The organism is Microseira wollei NIES-4236, from assembly GCF_020521235.1.
GTDB classification, from domain to species: Bacteria; Cyanobacteriota; Cyanobacteriia; order Cyanobacteriales; family Aerosakkonemataceae; genus Microseira; species Microseira wollei.
On the sequence record NZ_BLAY01000197.1, the window covers coordinates 1 to 17,395 of the forward strand.

At 45.9% G+C, this 17,395-nt stretch carries 10 protein-coding genes; 9 read left to right on the plus strand and 1 reads right to left on the minus strand.

The features are described from left to right. Positions 1-283 precede the first annotated feature (283 nt). Complete coding sequence (locus MiSe_RS40555) at positions 284-5,329, plus strand: PAS domain-containing sensor histidine kinase (protein ID WP_226591487.1); 5,046 nt, start codon at positions 284-286, stop codon at positions 5,327-5,329. A gap of 20 nt (positions 5,330-5,349) precedes the next feature. Then, complete coding sequence (locus MiSe_RS40560) at positions 5,350-6,468, plus strand: hybrid sensor histidine kinase/response regulator (protein ID WP_226591489.1); 1,119 nt, start codon at positions 5,350-5,352, stop codon at positions 6,466-6,468. 81 nt (positions 6,469-6,549) lie between these two features. On the opposite strand, the gene MiSe_RS40565 is transcribed toward MiSe_RS40560, so the two are convergent. After that, the gene (locus MiSe_RS40565; protein WP_226591491.1) at positions 6,550-8,904 is read right to left on the minus strand and encodes a bifunctional serine/threonine-protein kinase/ABC transporter substrate-binding protein; all 2,355 of its coding nucleotides are present in this window, start codon (positions 8,902-8,904) and stop codon (positions 6,550-6,552) included. Between the two features lie 296 nt (positions 8,905-9,200). Between MiSe_RS40565 and nfi the strand changes: the two genes are divergently transcribed. The 7 genes from nfi to MiSe_RS40600 all read left to right on the plus strand — a co-directional run bounded on the left by nfi (position 9,201) and on the right by MiSe_RS40600 (position 17,235). Then, positions 9,201-9,875: a deoxyribonuclease V gene (gene nfi / locus MiSe_RS40570; protein ID WP_226591493.1), complete on the plus strand. Its 675-nt coding sequence runs from the start codon at positions 9,201-9,203 to the stop codon at positions 9,873-9,875. 24 nt (positions 9,876-9,899) lie between these two features. Beyond that, entirely contained in the window at positions 9,900-10,160 is a 261-nt protein-coding gene (locus MiSe_RS40575) for a hypothetical protein (RefSeq protein WP_226591495.1), read from the plus strand. Then, positions 10,157-10,609 carry a type II toxin-antitoxin system VapC family toxin gene (locus MiSe_RS40580; RefSeq protein WP_226591497.1) on the plus strand — a complete coding sequence of 151 codons (453 nt, stop codon included), beginning with the start codon at positions 10,157-10,159 and terminating at the stop codon, positions 10,607-10,609. The genes MiSe_RS40575 and MiSe_RS40580 overlap by 4 nt, the downstream gene beginning before the upstream one ends. Positions 10,610-10,833: 224 nt before the next feature. Further along, on the plus strand, positions 10,834-13,830 hold the full coding sequence (locus MiSe_RS40585; RefSeq protein WP_226591500.1) for a response regulator: 2,997 nt from the start codon (positions 10,834-10,836) through the stop codon (positions 13,828-13,830). A 511-nt stretch (positions 13,831-14,341) separates the two neighbouring features. Continuing rightward, the gene (locus tag MiSe_RS40590) at positions 14,342-14,926 is read left to right on the plus strand and encodes an FHA domain-containing protein (protein WP_226591502.1); all 585 of its coding nucleotides are present in this window, start codon (positions 14,342-14,344) and stop codon (positions 14,924-14,926) included. Between the two features lie 17 nt (positions 14,927-14,943). Beyond that, positions 14,944-16,980 (plus strand): FHA domain-containing protein, encoded by a 2,037-nt coding sequence (locus tag MiSe_RS40595; protein WP_226591504.1) that lies wholly within the window; start codon positions 14,944-14,946, stop codon positions 16,978-16,980. Positions 16,981-17,097: 117 nt separating this feature from the next. Further along, positions 17,098-17,235, plus strand: a complete 138-nt coding sequence (locus MiSe_RS40600; protein ID WP_226591506.1) for a hypothetical protein — start codon at positions 17,098-17,100, stop codon at positions 17,233-17,235. Positions 17,236-17,395 lie beyond the last annotated feature (160 nt).

The following is a 17,395-nucleotide window of genomic DNA, read 5'->3' on the forward strand; positions in this document are numbered from 1 at the left end:
GACTTTGGCGCCAAATACCCACCCCACAAGAAAAATTAATCATTAATCTCTTGTGGGATGGGCGACTTTGGCGCCAAATACCCACCCCACAAGAAAAATTAATCATTAATCTCTTGTGGGATGGGCGTCTCGCCCGTCCGGAGATTTTAGGTGCAAGATCTGAATTTACTCCAATGCCTGACAGTAGGTTCGCGGTGTGCTCCTCTACTCCCGCCGGTGGTATATATGCTCGAGCAAAATTGTTATAACTGGTGATTAATTGGGAGCGTCAGCATTTGGGCGTATGACTCTAGACAACATAGAAGCGGGACTTCATACCGAGCGGGACTTCCTAGCTGCAGTTCTAGACCAAATTGGTGTCTTGGTCGTCGTTATTGACCTGAAGGGGAAAATTGTTCGTTTCAACAGTGCTTGCGAGGCAACAACTGGGTACTCTTTTGAAGAGGTACTGGGCAAGTCTTGTTGGGATTTGTGCTTAATTCCAGAACCAGTGGAGGCAGTTACAGGAGTGTTGGAACAGCACAGAGAGTTTCCCAAGCAGTGGGAAAATTATTGGGTCGCCAAGGATGGCACTCTGCGACTGATTGCCTGGTCTAATAACGCCTTAGTTAACTCTTCTGGCGCTGTGGAGTATATCGTCAGCACGGGGATTGATATTACCGAACGCAGACAGGCAGAAACGGCAATGCGAGATAGCGAGGAACGACTGCGCCTAGCTTTGGATGCTGCGGACATGGGAATCTGGGATTGGAATATTTTAACCGGGGCGACCAGTTGGTCGCCGAACTTGGAACAGATTTATGGTATTAAGCTTGACAGCTGTGAGGGGAGTTACGAAGAATTTTTGGGGATTGTGTACGAGCAAGACCGCGCCAGGGTCACCGATGCCATCCGCGCTTGTCTGGAGGAAAAACAAGACTATGACGTTGAATTCCGCGTGGTTGCGTCTAATGGTGACATCCGTTGGGTGAGGAGCAGAGGTCGAGTTGTTTACGACGAAACTGGCGCACCCGTCCGCATGGCTGGGGTAGACTTGGATATTAGCAATCGCCAGCAAGCAGCAGCAGCATTACAAGCAAGCGAGCGTTTTATTCAAAGTATTGCCGATGCAGTTCCAGGCATTATTTATATTTACGACATTATCGAAAACCGCAATATCTATTGCAATCACCAGGCGAGTGTGGTTTTGGGCTATACATTCGCAGAAATTCAACAGCTAGGAGCGGCATTTTTCTCGACGGTGATGCATCCCGACGATCTGGCGAATATACAGGCAATGTTGCAAAAATTTGCCACAACAAAAGATGGGGAAGTCATTGAAACCGAGTACCGCATTAGACAAAAAAATGGTGAATGGCGCTGGTTTTTGAGTCGGGATACTGTTTTTTTGCGAAATTCTGACGGTTCGCCCCAGCAAATTCTCGGTACCGCTTGCGATATTACCTCGCGCAAACAAACTGAAGCGGCGCTGCGCAAAAGTGAAAACCTTTATCGCACTCTGGCGCAAAACTTTCCTAACGGGATCGTTCTGTTGTTTGACTCCAACCTGCGCTACTCGCTCGCCGAAGGGCAGGGATTACCGCTGGTTGGTCTTGACAAAGAAACTATGGAAGGAAAAACGATTTGGGAAGTTTTTCCACCGGAAATTTGTGAAGAACTAGAGCCAATTTATCGTTCAGTTCTTGTTGGCGAAGAGATCGCTTGGGAAATGTCGTTTCGCAATCGGATCGGCTACGTGCAGGCGCTGCCGGTAAAAAACGAGCAAGGCGAAATTTTTGCCGGGATGATGGTAGTGCAAGATATTACCGAGCGCAAAGAAGCCGAAAATTTACAAACGCAATTGATTGTTTCTTTACGGGAAAGCGAAGATCGATTTCGCTGTTTAATTGACCAAGCTAGAGATGGAATTTTTGTTATTGATTTAGAAGGGTGGTTTGTTGAAGTCAACCAGCGATCCTGTCAAGATTTAGGATATACTTATGCGGAACTGCTAACTTTAGGACTTTGGGACCTCGACCCGAATTGGTCTGAGAAAAGATTTGCCCAATTATTCAAGCAGCAGAGGGATCTCAGAGGCGATGATACCTTTGAAGCTGCGATCAAACGCAAGGATGGTTCGACTTTTCCAGTGGAAATCCGCGTAGGATTGTTAGAGTGGAACCATGAGCAATATATGCTCGCTTTGGTGCGGGATATTACTAAGCGCAAGCGAGCTGAACAGGTACAAACTGGATTAATTGAGTTTCTCCAAGAAAGCGATGAGCGCTTTCGTCAGATGGCAGAAAACATCCGCGATATTTTCTGGATGCGCCAGGTAAATCCGCCCCAATTACTCTACATTAGTCCGGCTTACGAAGAAATTTGGGGTCGCAGTTGTACGAGTTTATACCAGGATCCTAACTCGTTTCTCGATGCCGTGCATCCAGAGGATCGCCCTCGCGTCGAGGCTGCCTTCGCTCGACAAATCCAAGGCCACCAGACAGATGATGAGTATAAAATAGTACATGAAACCGGAGCGATTCGCTGGGTTCACGACCGCGGCTTTCCGATTCGGAATCAGTTAGGAGAAGTATACAGAATAACAGGAATAGCTGAAGATATTACGGAGCGAAAGTTAGCGCAGATGGCGCTGCAACAGGCGAAAGAAGAGCTAGAAATGCGAGTCGCGGAACGCACGGCAGCATTATTGATCGCCAACCACGATCTGGAACAGGAAATTATCGATCGCAGGCAGGCAGAATTAGCGCTGGCAAAGAGTCAGCAAGAATTAGAATTGTTTTTCTCCCAATCCTTGGATGGTTTCTTTTTTATGATGCTAGAGGAACCAGTGGGTTGGGATGACACGGTTGATAAAGAAAAAGTCTTGGATTATGTCTTTTCTCACCAGCGGATGACAAAAATCAACGATGCCATGCTGGCTCAATACGGCGCTACAATAGAGCAGTTTCTAGGGCTGACTCCCAAGGATTTGTTTGCCCACGATCTAGATTATGGCAGACAGGTATGGAAGCAATTTTTTGATCTGGGAAGACTGCACGTTGAAACTAACGAGCGCAAGTTGGACGGGACGCCAATTTGGATTGAGGGAGATTATATTTGTCTTTACGACCAAAGTGGCAGGATTGTCGGACATTTTGGCGTCCAGCGGGATATCAGCGATCGCAAACTAGCGCAGCAGGCGCTGCAAGAAAGCGAGGAACGATTCCGGCAATTAGCGGAAAATATCGAGAGCGTTTTCTGGATGACCGATCCCAACAAGAATCAGATGATTTACGTTTCTCCCGCCTATGAAAAAATTTGGGGCAGAACTTGTGCCGCATTATACGCCACGCCTAAATCTTTTCTAGATGCGATTCATCCGGAAGACCGATCTCGCGTCGTTGCTGCTATGCCCAAACAAGTTAAAGGCGAGTATGACGAAGAGTATCGGATTATTCAACCCGATGGGTCGATCCGCTGGATACGCGATCGCGCGTTTCCCGTGCGCGATCGCAGCGGGAAAGTATACCGCGTTACCGGGATTGCCGAGGATATCAGCGATCGCAAGATGGCAGAGCAAGCGCTGCAAGAAAGCCAAAAACGATATACCCTAGCAGTGAGCGCCGGAAAAGTCGGCGTTTGGGATTGGAACCTGGAAACCAACGAAATTTATGTCGATCCCTTCTTAAAAGCGATTCTGGGGTATGCAGACAGCGAAATCCCAAACCATCTCGACCATTGGGGCAAGTTGGTGCATCCCGACGACGGCGAACAGGTGATGGTGGTGGCGGATGCCTACCTGCAAGGATTGACTAAGGAATACAGCGTCGAACACCGGATGCTGCACAAAGATGGTAGCATCCGCTGGTTTCTCGCTCGCGGCACGGCAATTCGAGATGCATCGGGTAAGGCGTATCGCATGATAGGGACAGATACCGATATTACCGATCGCAAATTGGCAGAAGCAGCGTTGCGGAAAAGCGAGGAACGGTTTAGATCTTTAGTCGTCAACGTACCGGGGGCAATTTATCGCTCCACTGGCGATTCTCACCGGACAATGGAGTATATTAGCGATGCCATCGCCAATATTTCTCACTACCCCGCAAAGGACTTTATTGGCGGCGTTGCACAGTCAAGGGATGATTCTTGTGGGGTGGGCATCTTGCCCGCCCGGATAATTCCAGAGACGGGCGAGACGCCCATCCCACAAAACAAGACGGGCGAGACGCCCATCCCACAAAACGAGACGGGCAAGACGCCCATCCCACAAAACAAGACGGGCGAGACGCCCATCCCACAAAACAAGACGGGCGAGACGCCCATCCCACAAAACAATCAAAATCATCCCGCCAATATGCAACGCCTGATTGGCAACCGAGTTCGTACATTTACCAGTATTATCCATCCCCAAGACATTCCACTGGTCGAAACTTCGGTGCCAGACGCGGTAGCTCTTAAGAAATCATTTCAGCTCGAATACCGCATTGTGCAACCCGATGGTAGCATCCGATGGGTAGCCGATCGAGGTCAAGCCAAGTACGGCGAGGGGGGGGAAGTTTTGTGGATCGATGGGGTAATTTTTGATATCAGCGATCGCAAACAAGCCGAAGAAGAAATTCGTAACGCTTTGGCTAAAGAAAAAGAACTCAGCGAACTCAAAACCCGCTTTATTACAATGGCCTCCCACGAGTTTCGCACGCCCCTTAGCACCATTTTATCTTCTGCGGATTTACTCGAATATTATGTCGAAGAGAACTCAACCGAAAAACAACTCGAACATATCCAGCGAATTCAAACCGCTTGCTTGAATATGACTCAGCTATTGAACGATGTTTTAGTAATTGGCAGGGCAGAAGCCGGAAAACTAGAGTTTAAACCATCACCGATTAATTTGGTGGAATTTTGCCGCGATTTCGTCGAAGAAATGCAACTTAGTGCTGGCTATCAGCACAGGATTACCTTTGAACTGACCCCAGACCGATTACCCAAGACCGAATTTATACCTGGCCTGGATGAAAAACTGCTGCGATACATTCTGAACAACCTGGTCTCGAATGCGATAAAATATTCCCCATATGGGGGAAATGTTTCTCTGAGGCTATATTATCAAGATAGCCATGCCATCTTGCAGGTAGAAGATGAGGGAATAGGCATTCCCCCAGAAGACGAAGACCACTTATTTGAACCTTTCTATCGGGGTAAAAATGTTGAGAATATCTCTGGAACGGGATTAGGATTAGCAATTGTTAAAAGAGCGGTGGACTTACACGGTGGACAGATCGCTTTTAAGAGTAAAATTTCTAGGGGGACTACATTTATTGTCACGCTGCCTTTGCCAAGTAATTGTTAATTGTTAATCACCCATGACCCATGAATCAAACAATTTTAGTAATTGAAGATGAGACAACCGTCGGTCTTAACATTAAAGAAATCCTGGAATCGGGAGGATTCGATGCGATTGTTGCAGCAGACGGCAAAATGGGGATTCAAATGGCAAAAGAACAATTGCCCGATTTAATTGTTTGCGATATTATGATGCCGGATATGGATGGATACGGGGTGCTGACAGCGTTGCGCCAAGATGGGGCAACGGCAACGATTCCATTCATATTTTTGACGGCAAAAACCACCCGCGATGATCTGCGTCAAGGGATGAATTTAGGGGCGGATGATTATCTGACTAAACCGTTTAGAAGAAAAGAATTGTTGGAGGCGATCGCTTCCCGACTCGCCAAACAAACCAACGTTAAACAACTGCAACAAAAAATCGAAGAACTACAACAACTAGAGCGGCAAAAAGATGAGCTGATTTCGACTGTGAGCCACGATTTGAGAGCGCCGCTTGCTAATATAAAATTAATCGCCGAAACTTTAAGAATTATCGAGCCAAATCCACAGCAACAAAAGCAGTATCTGGATATATTAGAAACCGTCTGCGACCAAGGAAACGATTTAATTAATAACCTCTTGAATTGGCGAAAGTTAGAAGCCGCAGAATATCCACTTGACTATGAAAATATTAACCTGGAATACTGGTTGACAGGACTGCTAGAACCCTTTGAAATTCGCACCCGCGATCGCCAGCAAATATTCAAAATTAAAATCCCACCCAACTTGCCACATTTCACAGTCGATACAACTAGCTTAAAGCGGATTTTAACAGAACTACTCAACAATGCCTGCAAGTATACATGCTCTGGTGGACAAATCAAATTTCAGGTGATTTATCAACCCGCTTCCTCCCCGACAAATCCTGCCGTAACTACTTTTATTATCGCCAATGAAGCTGAAATTACAGAAACAGATATTCCCCATATTTTTGAAAAATTTTATCGAGGGACTCACAAAAATGCCCAGTTGCAAAGCGGCACTGGGTTAGGATTAGCCATTGTGCAGCAGCTTGTGGAAAAACTCCAAGGAACAATTCAAGCAGAAAGTAGCAGCGGATGGACAAGATTTACGGTTAAATTACCCTGTGTGGGAATTTAAGATTGTAGATTGCAGATGGCAGATTGCCAATTCAAATTAAATCTGAAATCTGCAATCTGAAATCTAAAATCTGAAATTATCTTATTCCAGCGGTTTAAACTGATAGCCATTTTTAGTAGGTTTCACCACAACTAATTGAACCGCAGCTTCTCGATCGCCTGTAGGACGAAAACTGACAATTCCCGTAGATCCTATTACCGAAAAATTCGATGCGGAAAGCGATCGCTGCACGCCGTTGCGAGTCGGATTGTGGCGAATTGCAGCAATTAAAGCTTGGGTAGCATCGTAAGTAAGTGCGGTGCGCCAATTCACGCTAACTCGCTCGGACGGCAATAAATTATTATCTATATTCTTACCATTATTTAAAGTTTGGTCTGTGGAATTTTTCCCCCAAAGTTGCATTGCTTTAGCGCGAAATTGTTGCCCCCTTTCCCCTACAAGACTGCCAGGAACTGCTAGCACCATTCCCTCCGCATCTTCCCCAGCAATTTCCAGAGTTTTAGTCAGATAAAAACCATCTCCCGCCAGCATATTTAAGCGGCGACGGTTAACATAAACCACTTGAAGCGCGCGGTCTAAAACATCGTTAGAAGGCAGCAATACAATCGCATCTGCGCCATGTTTTATAGCGCTTTCAACGCTTTTTCTGGCATGAAAATCAGGGCGGGATAAATCAAATTCAACGATTACTTTACCGCCACCTCGATAGAACAAAGCATCTTTAAATTCATTTTTAATCGATTGACTATAAACGCTGTTTCCGTTGTAAAAAACAACGGCTTTTTGCTTGTTTAACTGATTTGACATATAATTCGAAAGCGCCCTGGCTGCGTAGCGATCGCTTGGCATGATCCGAAACACATAGCGTCCCAATTCCGACAGTTGAATCGCCGAACTTACAGGGGCAATGGCAACTAATTCCCCGGATTGATAAATTGCTCCGGCGGCTAAAGTCGTATCGCTGATTCCGTGTCCCACCACGCCCAAAATTTCTGGGTTTTTAACTAATTCTTGCGCCAGGGATTTGGCTATTATGGGGCGGTTATCATCGTTGGCAATTGCCACTTTTAAAGGCACGCCATTAATCCCGCCAGCCGCATTAATTTCATCTTGCGCTTGGGCAATTCCCCGCAACATTTCATTGGCAGAATCGGGAGTAATTCCCAGGGGGACGGCGGCTGCGATCGCATAAGATTTCCCATTACCAATCCGCGCATTATTCAAATAAATTAAAGTTTCTGGGTCGGTAATATCCGCACTGCGGACAGCTTCAAAAGCCTTGATTGCTTGCTTGTAATCGCCAGTTCTGATGAAATCCGCGCCTTCTTGTTTGGCGGGATTATCCGATCCAAACGCTAAAATTCGGTCGCCGAAGCTAATCCGTTGAGCAGCACTGCTATCAGTTTCGGGAGTAGAAATAATATTGGTTTCTGGGATTTTTGCGGGAGGCTGTACGCTTGTTGTCCAGAAAAAGAAAGCAATCGCAGCAGAAGCGATCGCTCCCCCCGCCAACAACAATTTTCGCTCAGGCTGGCGGTGGCGCAGTCTATCAACAGGTGGTGCATCGATCCAAGTAGAATCGACAGTTTGAGAAAGCATTTGCAGCGCCTGTAAAACTTCGGTCGCCGACTGATAGCGCTCGCCAAAATAACAGCGCACCATTTTATCTAAAATAGCCGCCAACCCGTCGCTCACCTTTGCTGCATCGCGCCAGATAATCTCAGAAGTATGTTTATCGTAGGGCAGATCGCCAGGATTGATTCCCGTCAAAGCCTTAATTGCGATTGCCCCCAATGCATAAATATCGCTATTAAAGTGAGGTTGACCTGCCAATTGTTCTCTCGGCATATAACCTTGAGTTCCGATAGCTACTGTCATCGCCGTGCGCTCGCACATCGCCTCGGTAGGAACATCGGTTATCTCATCGGTTATCTGATTTCCAATATCCTTCACCGCCCCAAAATCGATCAAAACTAATTTGCCATCCGAGGCGCGACGAATCAAATTGCTGGGCTTGATATCGCGATGAATTACCCCTTCCCCGTGTACAAATTCCAGAATTTTCAGCACATCTTGCAGCAAGTTTATAACATAAGCTTCCGATTGTTTTTGACCAGGCGGTAGTTCAGAGGACAAAGAATGCCCTTCGATCAACTCTTGCACCAAGTAAAATTCTTCATTCTCTTCAAAGTAAGCCAACAATCGGGGAATTTGGTCGTGTTTGCCCAGTCTTTCGAGGGTTTGCCCCTCAGTATGGAAAAGTCGCCGCGCCACGGGCAAAACCGCCGGATTTGGCTTTGCAGGTTTAAATTGCTTCACAACGCATCGGGGATTACCGGGGCGCTGCATATCTTCTGCCACATAAGTTTGGCTGAACCCCCCCGCACCTAAAATTTCGATAACCTTATAGCGTGAACCTAAAATTTGTTCGATCATGATGTTTTTATTGTGCATCTGTCGGGTATAGGATGTGGGGTGTCGCCGATCGTAAATTTTGCACCATTGGCAGTAAAAAAACTTCGCCCGAAAGGGCGGTTTATGTCAGTGTATCTGTATCAGGACTTACGCAGGACGAGGCCAGAAATCCGGTTTCGACCGTCGTTCGCGCCAGCTAGGGTATGCATATCTCTGGTTGCCAAACCAACTATTTTTCATAGAAACCGGGAATATGGGCGTAAGTCCTATGTATAAATAAAACAAGTATAAAAATTTTCTTCCCCAGTTTGTATTTTATGAAAATAAATCAACGCCATGCATGGCCTAGTACAGTTGAAGAAGCAATCCCGATTCAGCAGCAACTCGCAGGTGAAGTGATAACCTGTGACCAATTGGGGGCGGTGCAGCATGTCGCTGGGGTGGATGTAGGATTTGAGGAAAATGGCACGATAACGCGGGCGGCGGTGGCGGTGTTAAGTTTTCCCCAATTGGAGTTGAAGGAATATGCGATCGCCAATCGTCCCACCACCTTCCCTTACATCCCCGGATTTCTTTCATTCCGAGAAGTTCCCACCGTCATCGACGCCTTGGAAAAACTCACCCTCACTCCCGATTTAATCTTATGCGACGGTCAAGGCATCGCCCATCCCCGCCGCTTTGGCATTGCCTGCCATTTAGGAGTTTTGATCGATTTTCCCACCATTGGAGTCGCCAAATCATTGCTAATTGGCAAGCACGAAACGTTACCAGACGCAAGGGGAAGTTGGAAACCTTTAATAGATCAAAGCGAGACAATAGGGGCGATTTTGCGGACTCGCACCGGAGTCAAACCCATTTACATTTCCAGCGGACATCGCATCAGTTTGCCTACTGCTATTGATTATGTGATGCAATGCACGCCCAAATATCGCTTACCAGAAACCACTCGTTGGGCTGATAAAATAGCATCAAAGAGGGGAAAATGGCCTTGACTTCAAACGGTCGAATGAATCAAAATGTCTAAAGAATTATCCGAAATCAAGAGATTAGCAGATGAGCTTTCACCCGATGAGCAATTACAGCTAATTTCTTACTTAGTTCAAAGACTTAGAAATTGCGACATCAAACGCAAACCCCGTCGCAATGTCATGGAATTTGCCGGAGTCGCCCCCAATCTGCTAGGAGGTATGGATGCTCAAGAATACGTGAACCGTATTAGGCGGGGTGAGTTTCCAGAACTTGAAATCCAACAAAAGGAATCGGAGAAACAAGAGTGACGATTGCAGATAGCTTACAAGGTGTGAGTCGGCTGTTTTTAGACAGCGCAACCGTTATTTACTTTGTTGAAAGAAACCCTCAATACTTTGACCTGGCTAGAGCATTTTTCGAGCGGATTAACGAAGGAACCCTAATAGGTGTTGCTTCACCCGTGACTTTAGCTGAGTGTTTAGTGCGTCCCTACAGCTTGGGGCAAATAGAATTTCAACGCTACTTCATTGATTTACTTACGAACAGTGCAAATATTGAATTTGTGCCAATTGCTAGCCAATACCTAGCAATCCAAGCGGAGCAAATTCGAGCTAGATACAATCTTCAATTACCTGACGCTTTTCAGATTGCTGTCGCCTTAGCAGCCAATTGTGAAGCATTTCTAACCAATGATGTAATACTTAGACGGGTGACAGAATTGCGCGTGTTGGTGTTAGATGAATTGGATGTTGCCTAGTAAAAAAAATATTGGGATCGCTACGCAAGCCGACATATTCTTAGCGTCCGTTGTGTTATACTCAAAAAAATCAATTTTTGTTATCCCTCTTAGGGTAGATCGCAGATGCCAGATCCCCGATTTCTCTAAGAAGTTGGGGATCTGGGATCTAGCCAGTGGGTGCTTAAGTTTAACTACCCCCACCTGCCACTGCAATAATTTAGTTATAAATTGGACAAGGAAAAATGAGCGATCTTATCAGTGTTTCCTCGCAAGAAGTAGACTTCAGAAACTGTTACGGCGAAGCCATCCATATTCCCGGTTCGATTCAGCCTCACGGAGTGCTTTTGGTTCTCCTTGAGCCTGAACTTAAAATTATACAGGTTAGTAATAACACCGAGCAATTTTTCGGAATTCCCGCTCACTCGTTAATTAACAAAAAGTTAAACGTTATATTTTCTCAATATCAAATCAGAATTCTCAAACATTGCCTTTCGCAAAAGAATCCGGAGATGTTAAATCCTCTGAGATTCTCAGTAAAAACACGAGATAATACTTTAGTCTTTGATGGCATTGTCCATCGGAACGACGGTGGATTAATTCTGGAACTCGAACCCGCCTTATCTTCACAAAAAAACTCTAATCAGGGGTTTGACTATTTGGTAAAATCCTCGATTTTAAGTATAAAACAAGCTGATAGCGTACAGGAAGTAGCCGAATTGATTGCTAAAGAAGTCAGAAGCATTACCGGATATGACCGAGTCATGGTCTATCGGTTTGAAGCAGATGACAGTGGAGTAGTAATCGCTGAAGATAAAAAAGAAGAACTGGAACCTTACCTAAATTTACATTATCCAGCTATCGACATTCCGCCGCCAGCCAGAAAACTTTATTACAAAAACTGGCTGCGCTTAATCCCCGATCTGAATTACCAGCCTGTTGAAATTATTCCGGCTAATAACCCGCTGACAAATGCCCCTTTAGATTTAAGTTATTCTATCTTCAGAAGCGTTTCTCCTTGCCACGTACAATATTGCAAAAACATGGGAATGTCCGCTTCTATGAGTATTTCTTTAAATCACGAAACAAAATTATGGGGATTAATAGCTTGTCATCATTACTCGCCGAGAAATCTTAATTATCAAATCCGCAAATATTGCGAATTATTGGGACAGATGATGTCGCTTTATATTGTACAAAGACAAGAAGAAGAATCCAAAGCATATCGAAAAACAGTTTTTGAAGTTAACCAAGGATTGCAACAAGAAATTTATGGAAACTCTCAGAATATCGCTGATAAATTAGAGCAAAATAGCAGCAGTTTACTCGAGTTAGTCAATGCCACAGGAGCGGTGGTTTACTTGGGAAATAGTCTAAATTTAATTGGTCAAACTCCCCCAAAAAATAACGTTGTGGATTTGTTGAATTGGCTGAGAAATTCCCAGCGAAAGGAAGTATTTTTTACCAATTCTCTTGCCCAAGTTTATCCCCAAGCCAAAGAATTCAAAGACTCAGCCAGCGGCTTACTCGCGGTTTCTATCTTTATCAATCAGATTTCTTACAACATTCTCTGGTTTAGACCGGAAGTGATTCAAACAGTAAACTGGGGAGGAAATCCCGATAGATCTGTTTTAATTGAAAATGACGGCAGCTTGCGCCTGTCACCCCGGACATCCTTTGAATTGTGGAAAGAAACCGTTCGCTTTAAGTCTTTACCTTGGGAACAAGTTGAAATTGATGCTGCAAGGGAACTGAGGAATGCGCTAATGCTCGCGGTGTTAGAATTTTCTCAGTTAGCATTGCAAGAAGCAGCCGAACAAGCAGAAATAGCCAACCGTGCCAAAAGTCAATTTTTGGCAAAAATGAGCCACGAATTGCGTACACCCCTGAACGCTATCCTTGGTTTTAGCCAATTATTAGTGCGGGAAGATAGCTTATCTCCAGATCAGCTAAAACATTTAGGAATCATCAATCGCAGTGGGGAACACTTGCTGGATTTGATTAACGATGTTTTGGAGATGTCCAAAATTGAAGCAGGCAAGTTAACGCTTAACGAACGCAACTTTGATTTGTATCGACTATTAGACTTAATCCACGAGATGTTGCAACTCAAAGCTAATGGCAAGGGATTGCAATTTATTTTTAACCGGATGCCAGAGGTTCCCCAATATGTGATTTGCGACGAGAGTAAATTACGTCAAGTCCTGATTAATTTATTAGAAAACGCCATCAAATTTACACAGCAAGGGAGCGTGAGTTTGCAAGTAATGGGCGAGGGAAAAGAATCACCTATGACCCAATTAATTCACTTTGAAATTGCCGATACGGGTTTGGGAATTGCTGCGGAAGAACTCAACAGTTTATTTGAACCATTCGTGCAAACAGAAACAGGTCGCAATTCGATGCAGGGGACTGGATTGGGTTTACCGATTAGCCGACAATTTGTGCGGTTAATGGGGGGAGATATCATCGTTAGCAGCACGGTGGGTGAGGGGACAAATTTTACGTTTGATATCAGAGTTCGCCTCGCTCAAGAAACAGACGCGCACGCATCAGCAAATTTCAAACGAGTCATTGGTTTAGCACCGAATCAAGAGTGCGATCGCATCCTAGTTGTGGAAGATGTGCCGGAAAATCGCCAACTGATGGTTCAGCTGCTGAAAAAAGTAGGTTTCAAGGTGCGTTCGGCGGTTAACGGATTAGAAGCGATCGCTATCTGGCAAGATTGGGAACCGCACCTGATTTTGATGGATATGCAAATGCCAGTAATGGATGGGTATGAAGCAACTCAACAAATTAAAGCCAACCCTGAAGGTAAAAATACAACGATTATTGCCTTGACTGCTCACGCTTTCTCAGAAGAACGCTCAGATATTTTAGCAGCGGGGTGCGATGATTTCCTCCCCAAACCCTTCCACGAAGAGATACTATTTGAAAAAATAGCAACTCATCTAGGGGTGCAATATATTTATGAACGGGAACATCCAACTCGCTTACCCCAATTATCAGAACAGCCATTGCAACTAACCAAAAATGACCTCAGCACCATGCCAAAAACCTGGCTGGAAAAACTATATCGTGCGGCAATTACAATGGATGAAAACCTGCTGAGCAATTTGATCGCTCAAATCCCCGCACAGGAAGAAACCCTTGCCAAAACCTTAACCGATTTGGTCGATAACTTCCGTCTGGATATCATCGCCGACTGCGCTCAAGCCAATTTGGAAGAAAATGCTCAATAGTAACCGGGTTGCTTCACAGATATTTCGTTCCCCAACCCAAGATATTGACCAGAAACCGGGTTGCTTCACAGATATTTCGTTCCCCAACCCAAGATCTCTCAAGAAACCCGGTTTCTCCCACAGATCAGAAACCGGGTTGCTTCAGATAATACCTTCGCCAATTTTCTGAAACGCCCACATGCTAAAGCATGGGCAGCGCAAGCGGGCACACAAACTCTCGCCCACCTACGTGGGCTAAAATCCTTGCAGGCTACCAAAGCAGCCAAAGTCTGTGTAGCTACACCCTTAAGGGTGTCGGATGCAAGGCAAAGGTGTTGTTCAGAGATATCTTGAGCAGAAACCCGGTTTCTCCCACAGATCAGAAACCGGGTTTCTTCAGAAATATCTCGTTTGCCAACCCAAGATCTTGAGCAGAAACCCGGTTTCTTCGACAGATCAACCAAAGATCTTGACGAGAAACCGGGTTTTTCTGCGTATCTTAATATATGAACTCAATTAAAAACCTAAGACAATGAACCAACTAACCTTAGAATGGCAAGACGCAGGACAAAAACAAACCCAAACAATTAGCGAGCAACAGGCGAGTAAAAACCCTGGAACCGTTCGCATCGGTCGCGATCCCGTCCGGTGCGATATTGTATTATCCCATCCCACGGTATCGGGACTGCACATCGAAATTTATTTCAACGCTTGGCAACAGCGGTTTTACCTGCGAAACTTGCGAGAAACCAATCCGCCTTGGGTGGATGGTGGGAGACTCAATGTGCCGGAAGTAGCTTTAAACCAGGGTACAACCATTTATTTGGGAGAAACGCAACTCAAAGTGACTGGGGTTTCTATTGTGGAAAGCAACGTTCCGCCAACGGTTTTAGTCTCGCCCCACGCACATAGCACTAACCAGGGACAATTTCCGGCAATACCTCACCGCAATAATGCCACCGTACCCCCTGCGGTTCCCGGAGCGAACCAAACCTATGGTTTGCAGTGTCCCAAATGCCAGCGCATTTCCCCCTACGAACGACTCGATATTGGATGTCCTTGGTGCGGCACTTCCCTAGCGGCGGCAGCAAGTGTTTTAATAGCTCCAAAGCAGTAATTTGGGGGTAAAGTACGATGAGTCCAAAACCCTTGCTAATTTGCCTCAGATGGGAAGATCCCGCCACGGGAGAACGACACGAACCCTTGCTTTCCGTTCCCATTGCTTTGGGACGGGATTTTAAAAGTATGCCAACACAGGCAAACGGACGCCGCGTTTCCCAGTTGGTATTAAACAGCAGTGAAGTGTCTCGCTTCCACGCTTTAATTCACGAAGATCGCGGCGGTTTGGTAATAATTGACCAAAACAGCAGTAACGGCATTTTCGTCAACGGTCAACGCCAAAAGCGAATTACAATTTCTAACGGCGATGTACTGCAAATTGGCCCCTATCAAATCAGCATTGCATTAGCTGCAAGTATCGAAATTCCCAGTATCGGGGAGGACGCGGGGACGGGGAGACTCGGAGACGCGGAGAATTCTTTACTCTCCGCCTCCCCGCCTCCCCGCGTCTTTGCGTCCTCTCCCCCCGCGTCCTCTCAATCTTTCCCTCCATCGGTATTTGAAGCGCAACAAGTTTCGCTGCAAGATTTGCACGCAACGGGGTTACCCGTGGATGAAGCAGATTACGTTGCGGTGGGTGCGGGATTGGGTAGTTTTGCTTGGGTGGATTTGTTAAGAATTCACGGGGCAAAAACGAGTCAAATTGTCGCGTTGGGAATGGATGAAAAACCTTACGGACATTACCAAAAATTGTGCAGAAATTCCCAAATATTTCCCCACGAACGGTTGCGTTCTAATTCCGATTCTTGTCCGGATAATATTTGGGGATGGCCTAGTTATGCGCTGCGGGAAGCTTGGCGCGAATTGCTCAAAGGGCAGATTAAAACAGCCTTGGGGTTATTGTGGCAAGTGTTTGCAGAACCGGCATTTGCTCAAACTTATACACCGCGTTCGGGGAATGTATTTGCAGCATTAGACCGGGAAGCAAAGCGAATTAATTGGGAGAAAATGTATCGTTACGGACGAGTGCGGGCGATTCGGAAAACCGATGATGGACGATATGCGATCGCCTACTCCCGTTCCACTGCATCGGTGCGCGACCATGCCATTATAATCGCCCGCTACGTCCACATCGCCACCGGCTATCCCGCGATTAAATTTTTACCCGATTTACAAGCTTACCGCCAAAAAACCGGCGATTTTAAATCCGTCGTCCACGCTTACGAATATCACGACCACATTTACGAACATTTAGAACGATGCGGCGGTACAGTTCTAATTCGCGGTCGGGGAATCGTCTCTTCTCGTATTCTCCAACGCCTCTACGAAACCAGGCAAAAAAACCCGAATATTTTAATCTTGCACTTAATGCGCTTTGCCAAACCCCAAGGTAATAAATTTGGTTGGTCGCAGCGGAAAGTGATCAATCATAACGAATTTCAACCGTTTAATTGGCCTAAAGGCTGTTGGACGGGCGAACAGCGTGCCATCTTAGAAAAAGCTGACCCAGAAGAACGCATCCGTCTAACGACAGATTGGGGCGGAACTACCACAGCAGAACGCAAAGATTGGAAGCGGATAATAGACGAAGGATTGAAAGAAGGTTGGTACAAAATTGAATTCGGAGAAGTCGAAAAAGTCGAACGGGAAGCGAATGGTCTTGTTACCTACATTCAGACGAAAGACTTTAAAGGACAAACGCGCCTAGAAACCGACTTTATTATCGATTCCACCGGACTTAATGCCAGCGTTCTGGAAACACCGTTGCTGAAAGATATGGTGGAACATTATAACCTTCCCCTCAACCCTTGGAAGCGTTTTCTAGTAGGCAACGATTTTGAAATTGTGGATATGCAAAATCCCGCCCCATCACCGCCGAAAAAAAGATTCGCTTTGTTTCGTCCCAGTCGGAAAGTAGGGCGAATGTATGCCGCAGGGGTGATTACTTTGGGTGGCCCGAATGCAGCAGTTGATAGCTTTTTAGGTTTGCAATATGTGGCTTTAGTTGCAGTTGATAGCCTTGCCGCAAAACGCGCCATAGGATTGCATCGCTTAAATCCGATTAGTTCTTTGGGACAGTGGTTGAAATGGGCGATGAATCTATTGCCATAATAAATAAAGAAACCCGGTTTCTTAAAGAAACCGGGTTTCTGTGCAAGCTATCGGGGCACGGCATTCTATAATCTTTGGCTAGAAATCAAAAGTGATCGAAGCCGTGCCCCTACTGGGATGGATGGGGTTGCAGTCAGGGTTTTCGGGGCACGGCATTCTATAATCTTGGGTGAGAAATCTTTGGTGATCGAAGCCGTGCCCCTACTGGGATTGATGGGGTTGCAGTCAGGGGTTTCGCGGTACGGCATTCTATAATCTTGGGTGAGAAATCTTTGGTGATCGAAGCCGTGCCCCTACTGGGATTGATGGGGTTGCAGTCAGGGGTTTCGCGGTACGGCATTCTATAATCTTGGGTGAGAAATCTTTGGTGATCGAAGCCGTGCCCCTACTGGGATTGATGGGGTTGCAGTCAGGG

Coding starts and splice junctions, on each gene's coding strand:
- MiSe_RS40585 (WP_226591500.1), top strand. CDS start 10,834: ATGAGCGATCTTATCAGTGTTTCCTCGCAAGAAGTAGACTTCAGAAAC.
- MiSe_RS40590 (WP_226591502.1), top strand. CDS start 14,342: ATGAACCAACTAACCTTAGAATGGCAAGACGCAGGACAAAAACAAACC.
- MiSe_RS40575 (WP_226591495.1), top strand. CDS start 9,900: ATGTCTAAAGAATTATCCGAAATCAAGAGATTAGCAGATGAGCTTTCA.
- MiSe_RS40555 (WP_226591487.1), top strand. CDS start 284: ATGACTCTAGACAACATAGAAGCGGGACTTCATACCGAGCGGGACTTC.
- MiSe_RS40600 (WP_226591506.1), top strand. CDS start 17,098: ATGGATGGGGTTGCAGTCAGGGTTTTCGGGGCACGGCATTCTATAATC.
- nfi (WP_226591493.1), top strand. CDS start 9,201: ATGAAAATAAATCAACGCCATGCATGGCCTAGTACAGTTGAAGAAGCA.
- MiSe_RS40560 (WP_226591489.1), top strand. CDS start 5,350: ATGAATCAAACAATTTTAGTAATTGAAGATGAGACAACCGTCGGTCTT.
- MiSe_RS40595 (WP_226591504.1), top strand. CDS start 14,944: ATGAGTCCAAAACCCTTGCTAATTTGCCTCAGATGGGAAGATCCCGCC.
- MiSe_RS40565 (WP_226591491.1), bottom strand. CDS start 8,904: ATGATCGAACAAATTTTAGGTTCACGCTATAAGGTTATCGAAATTTTA.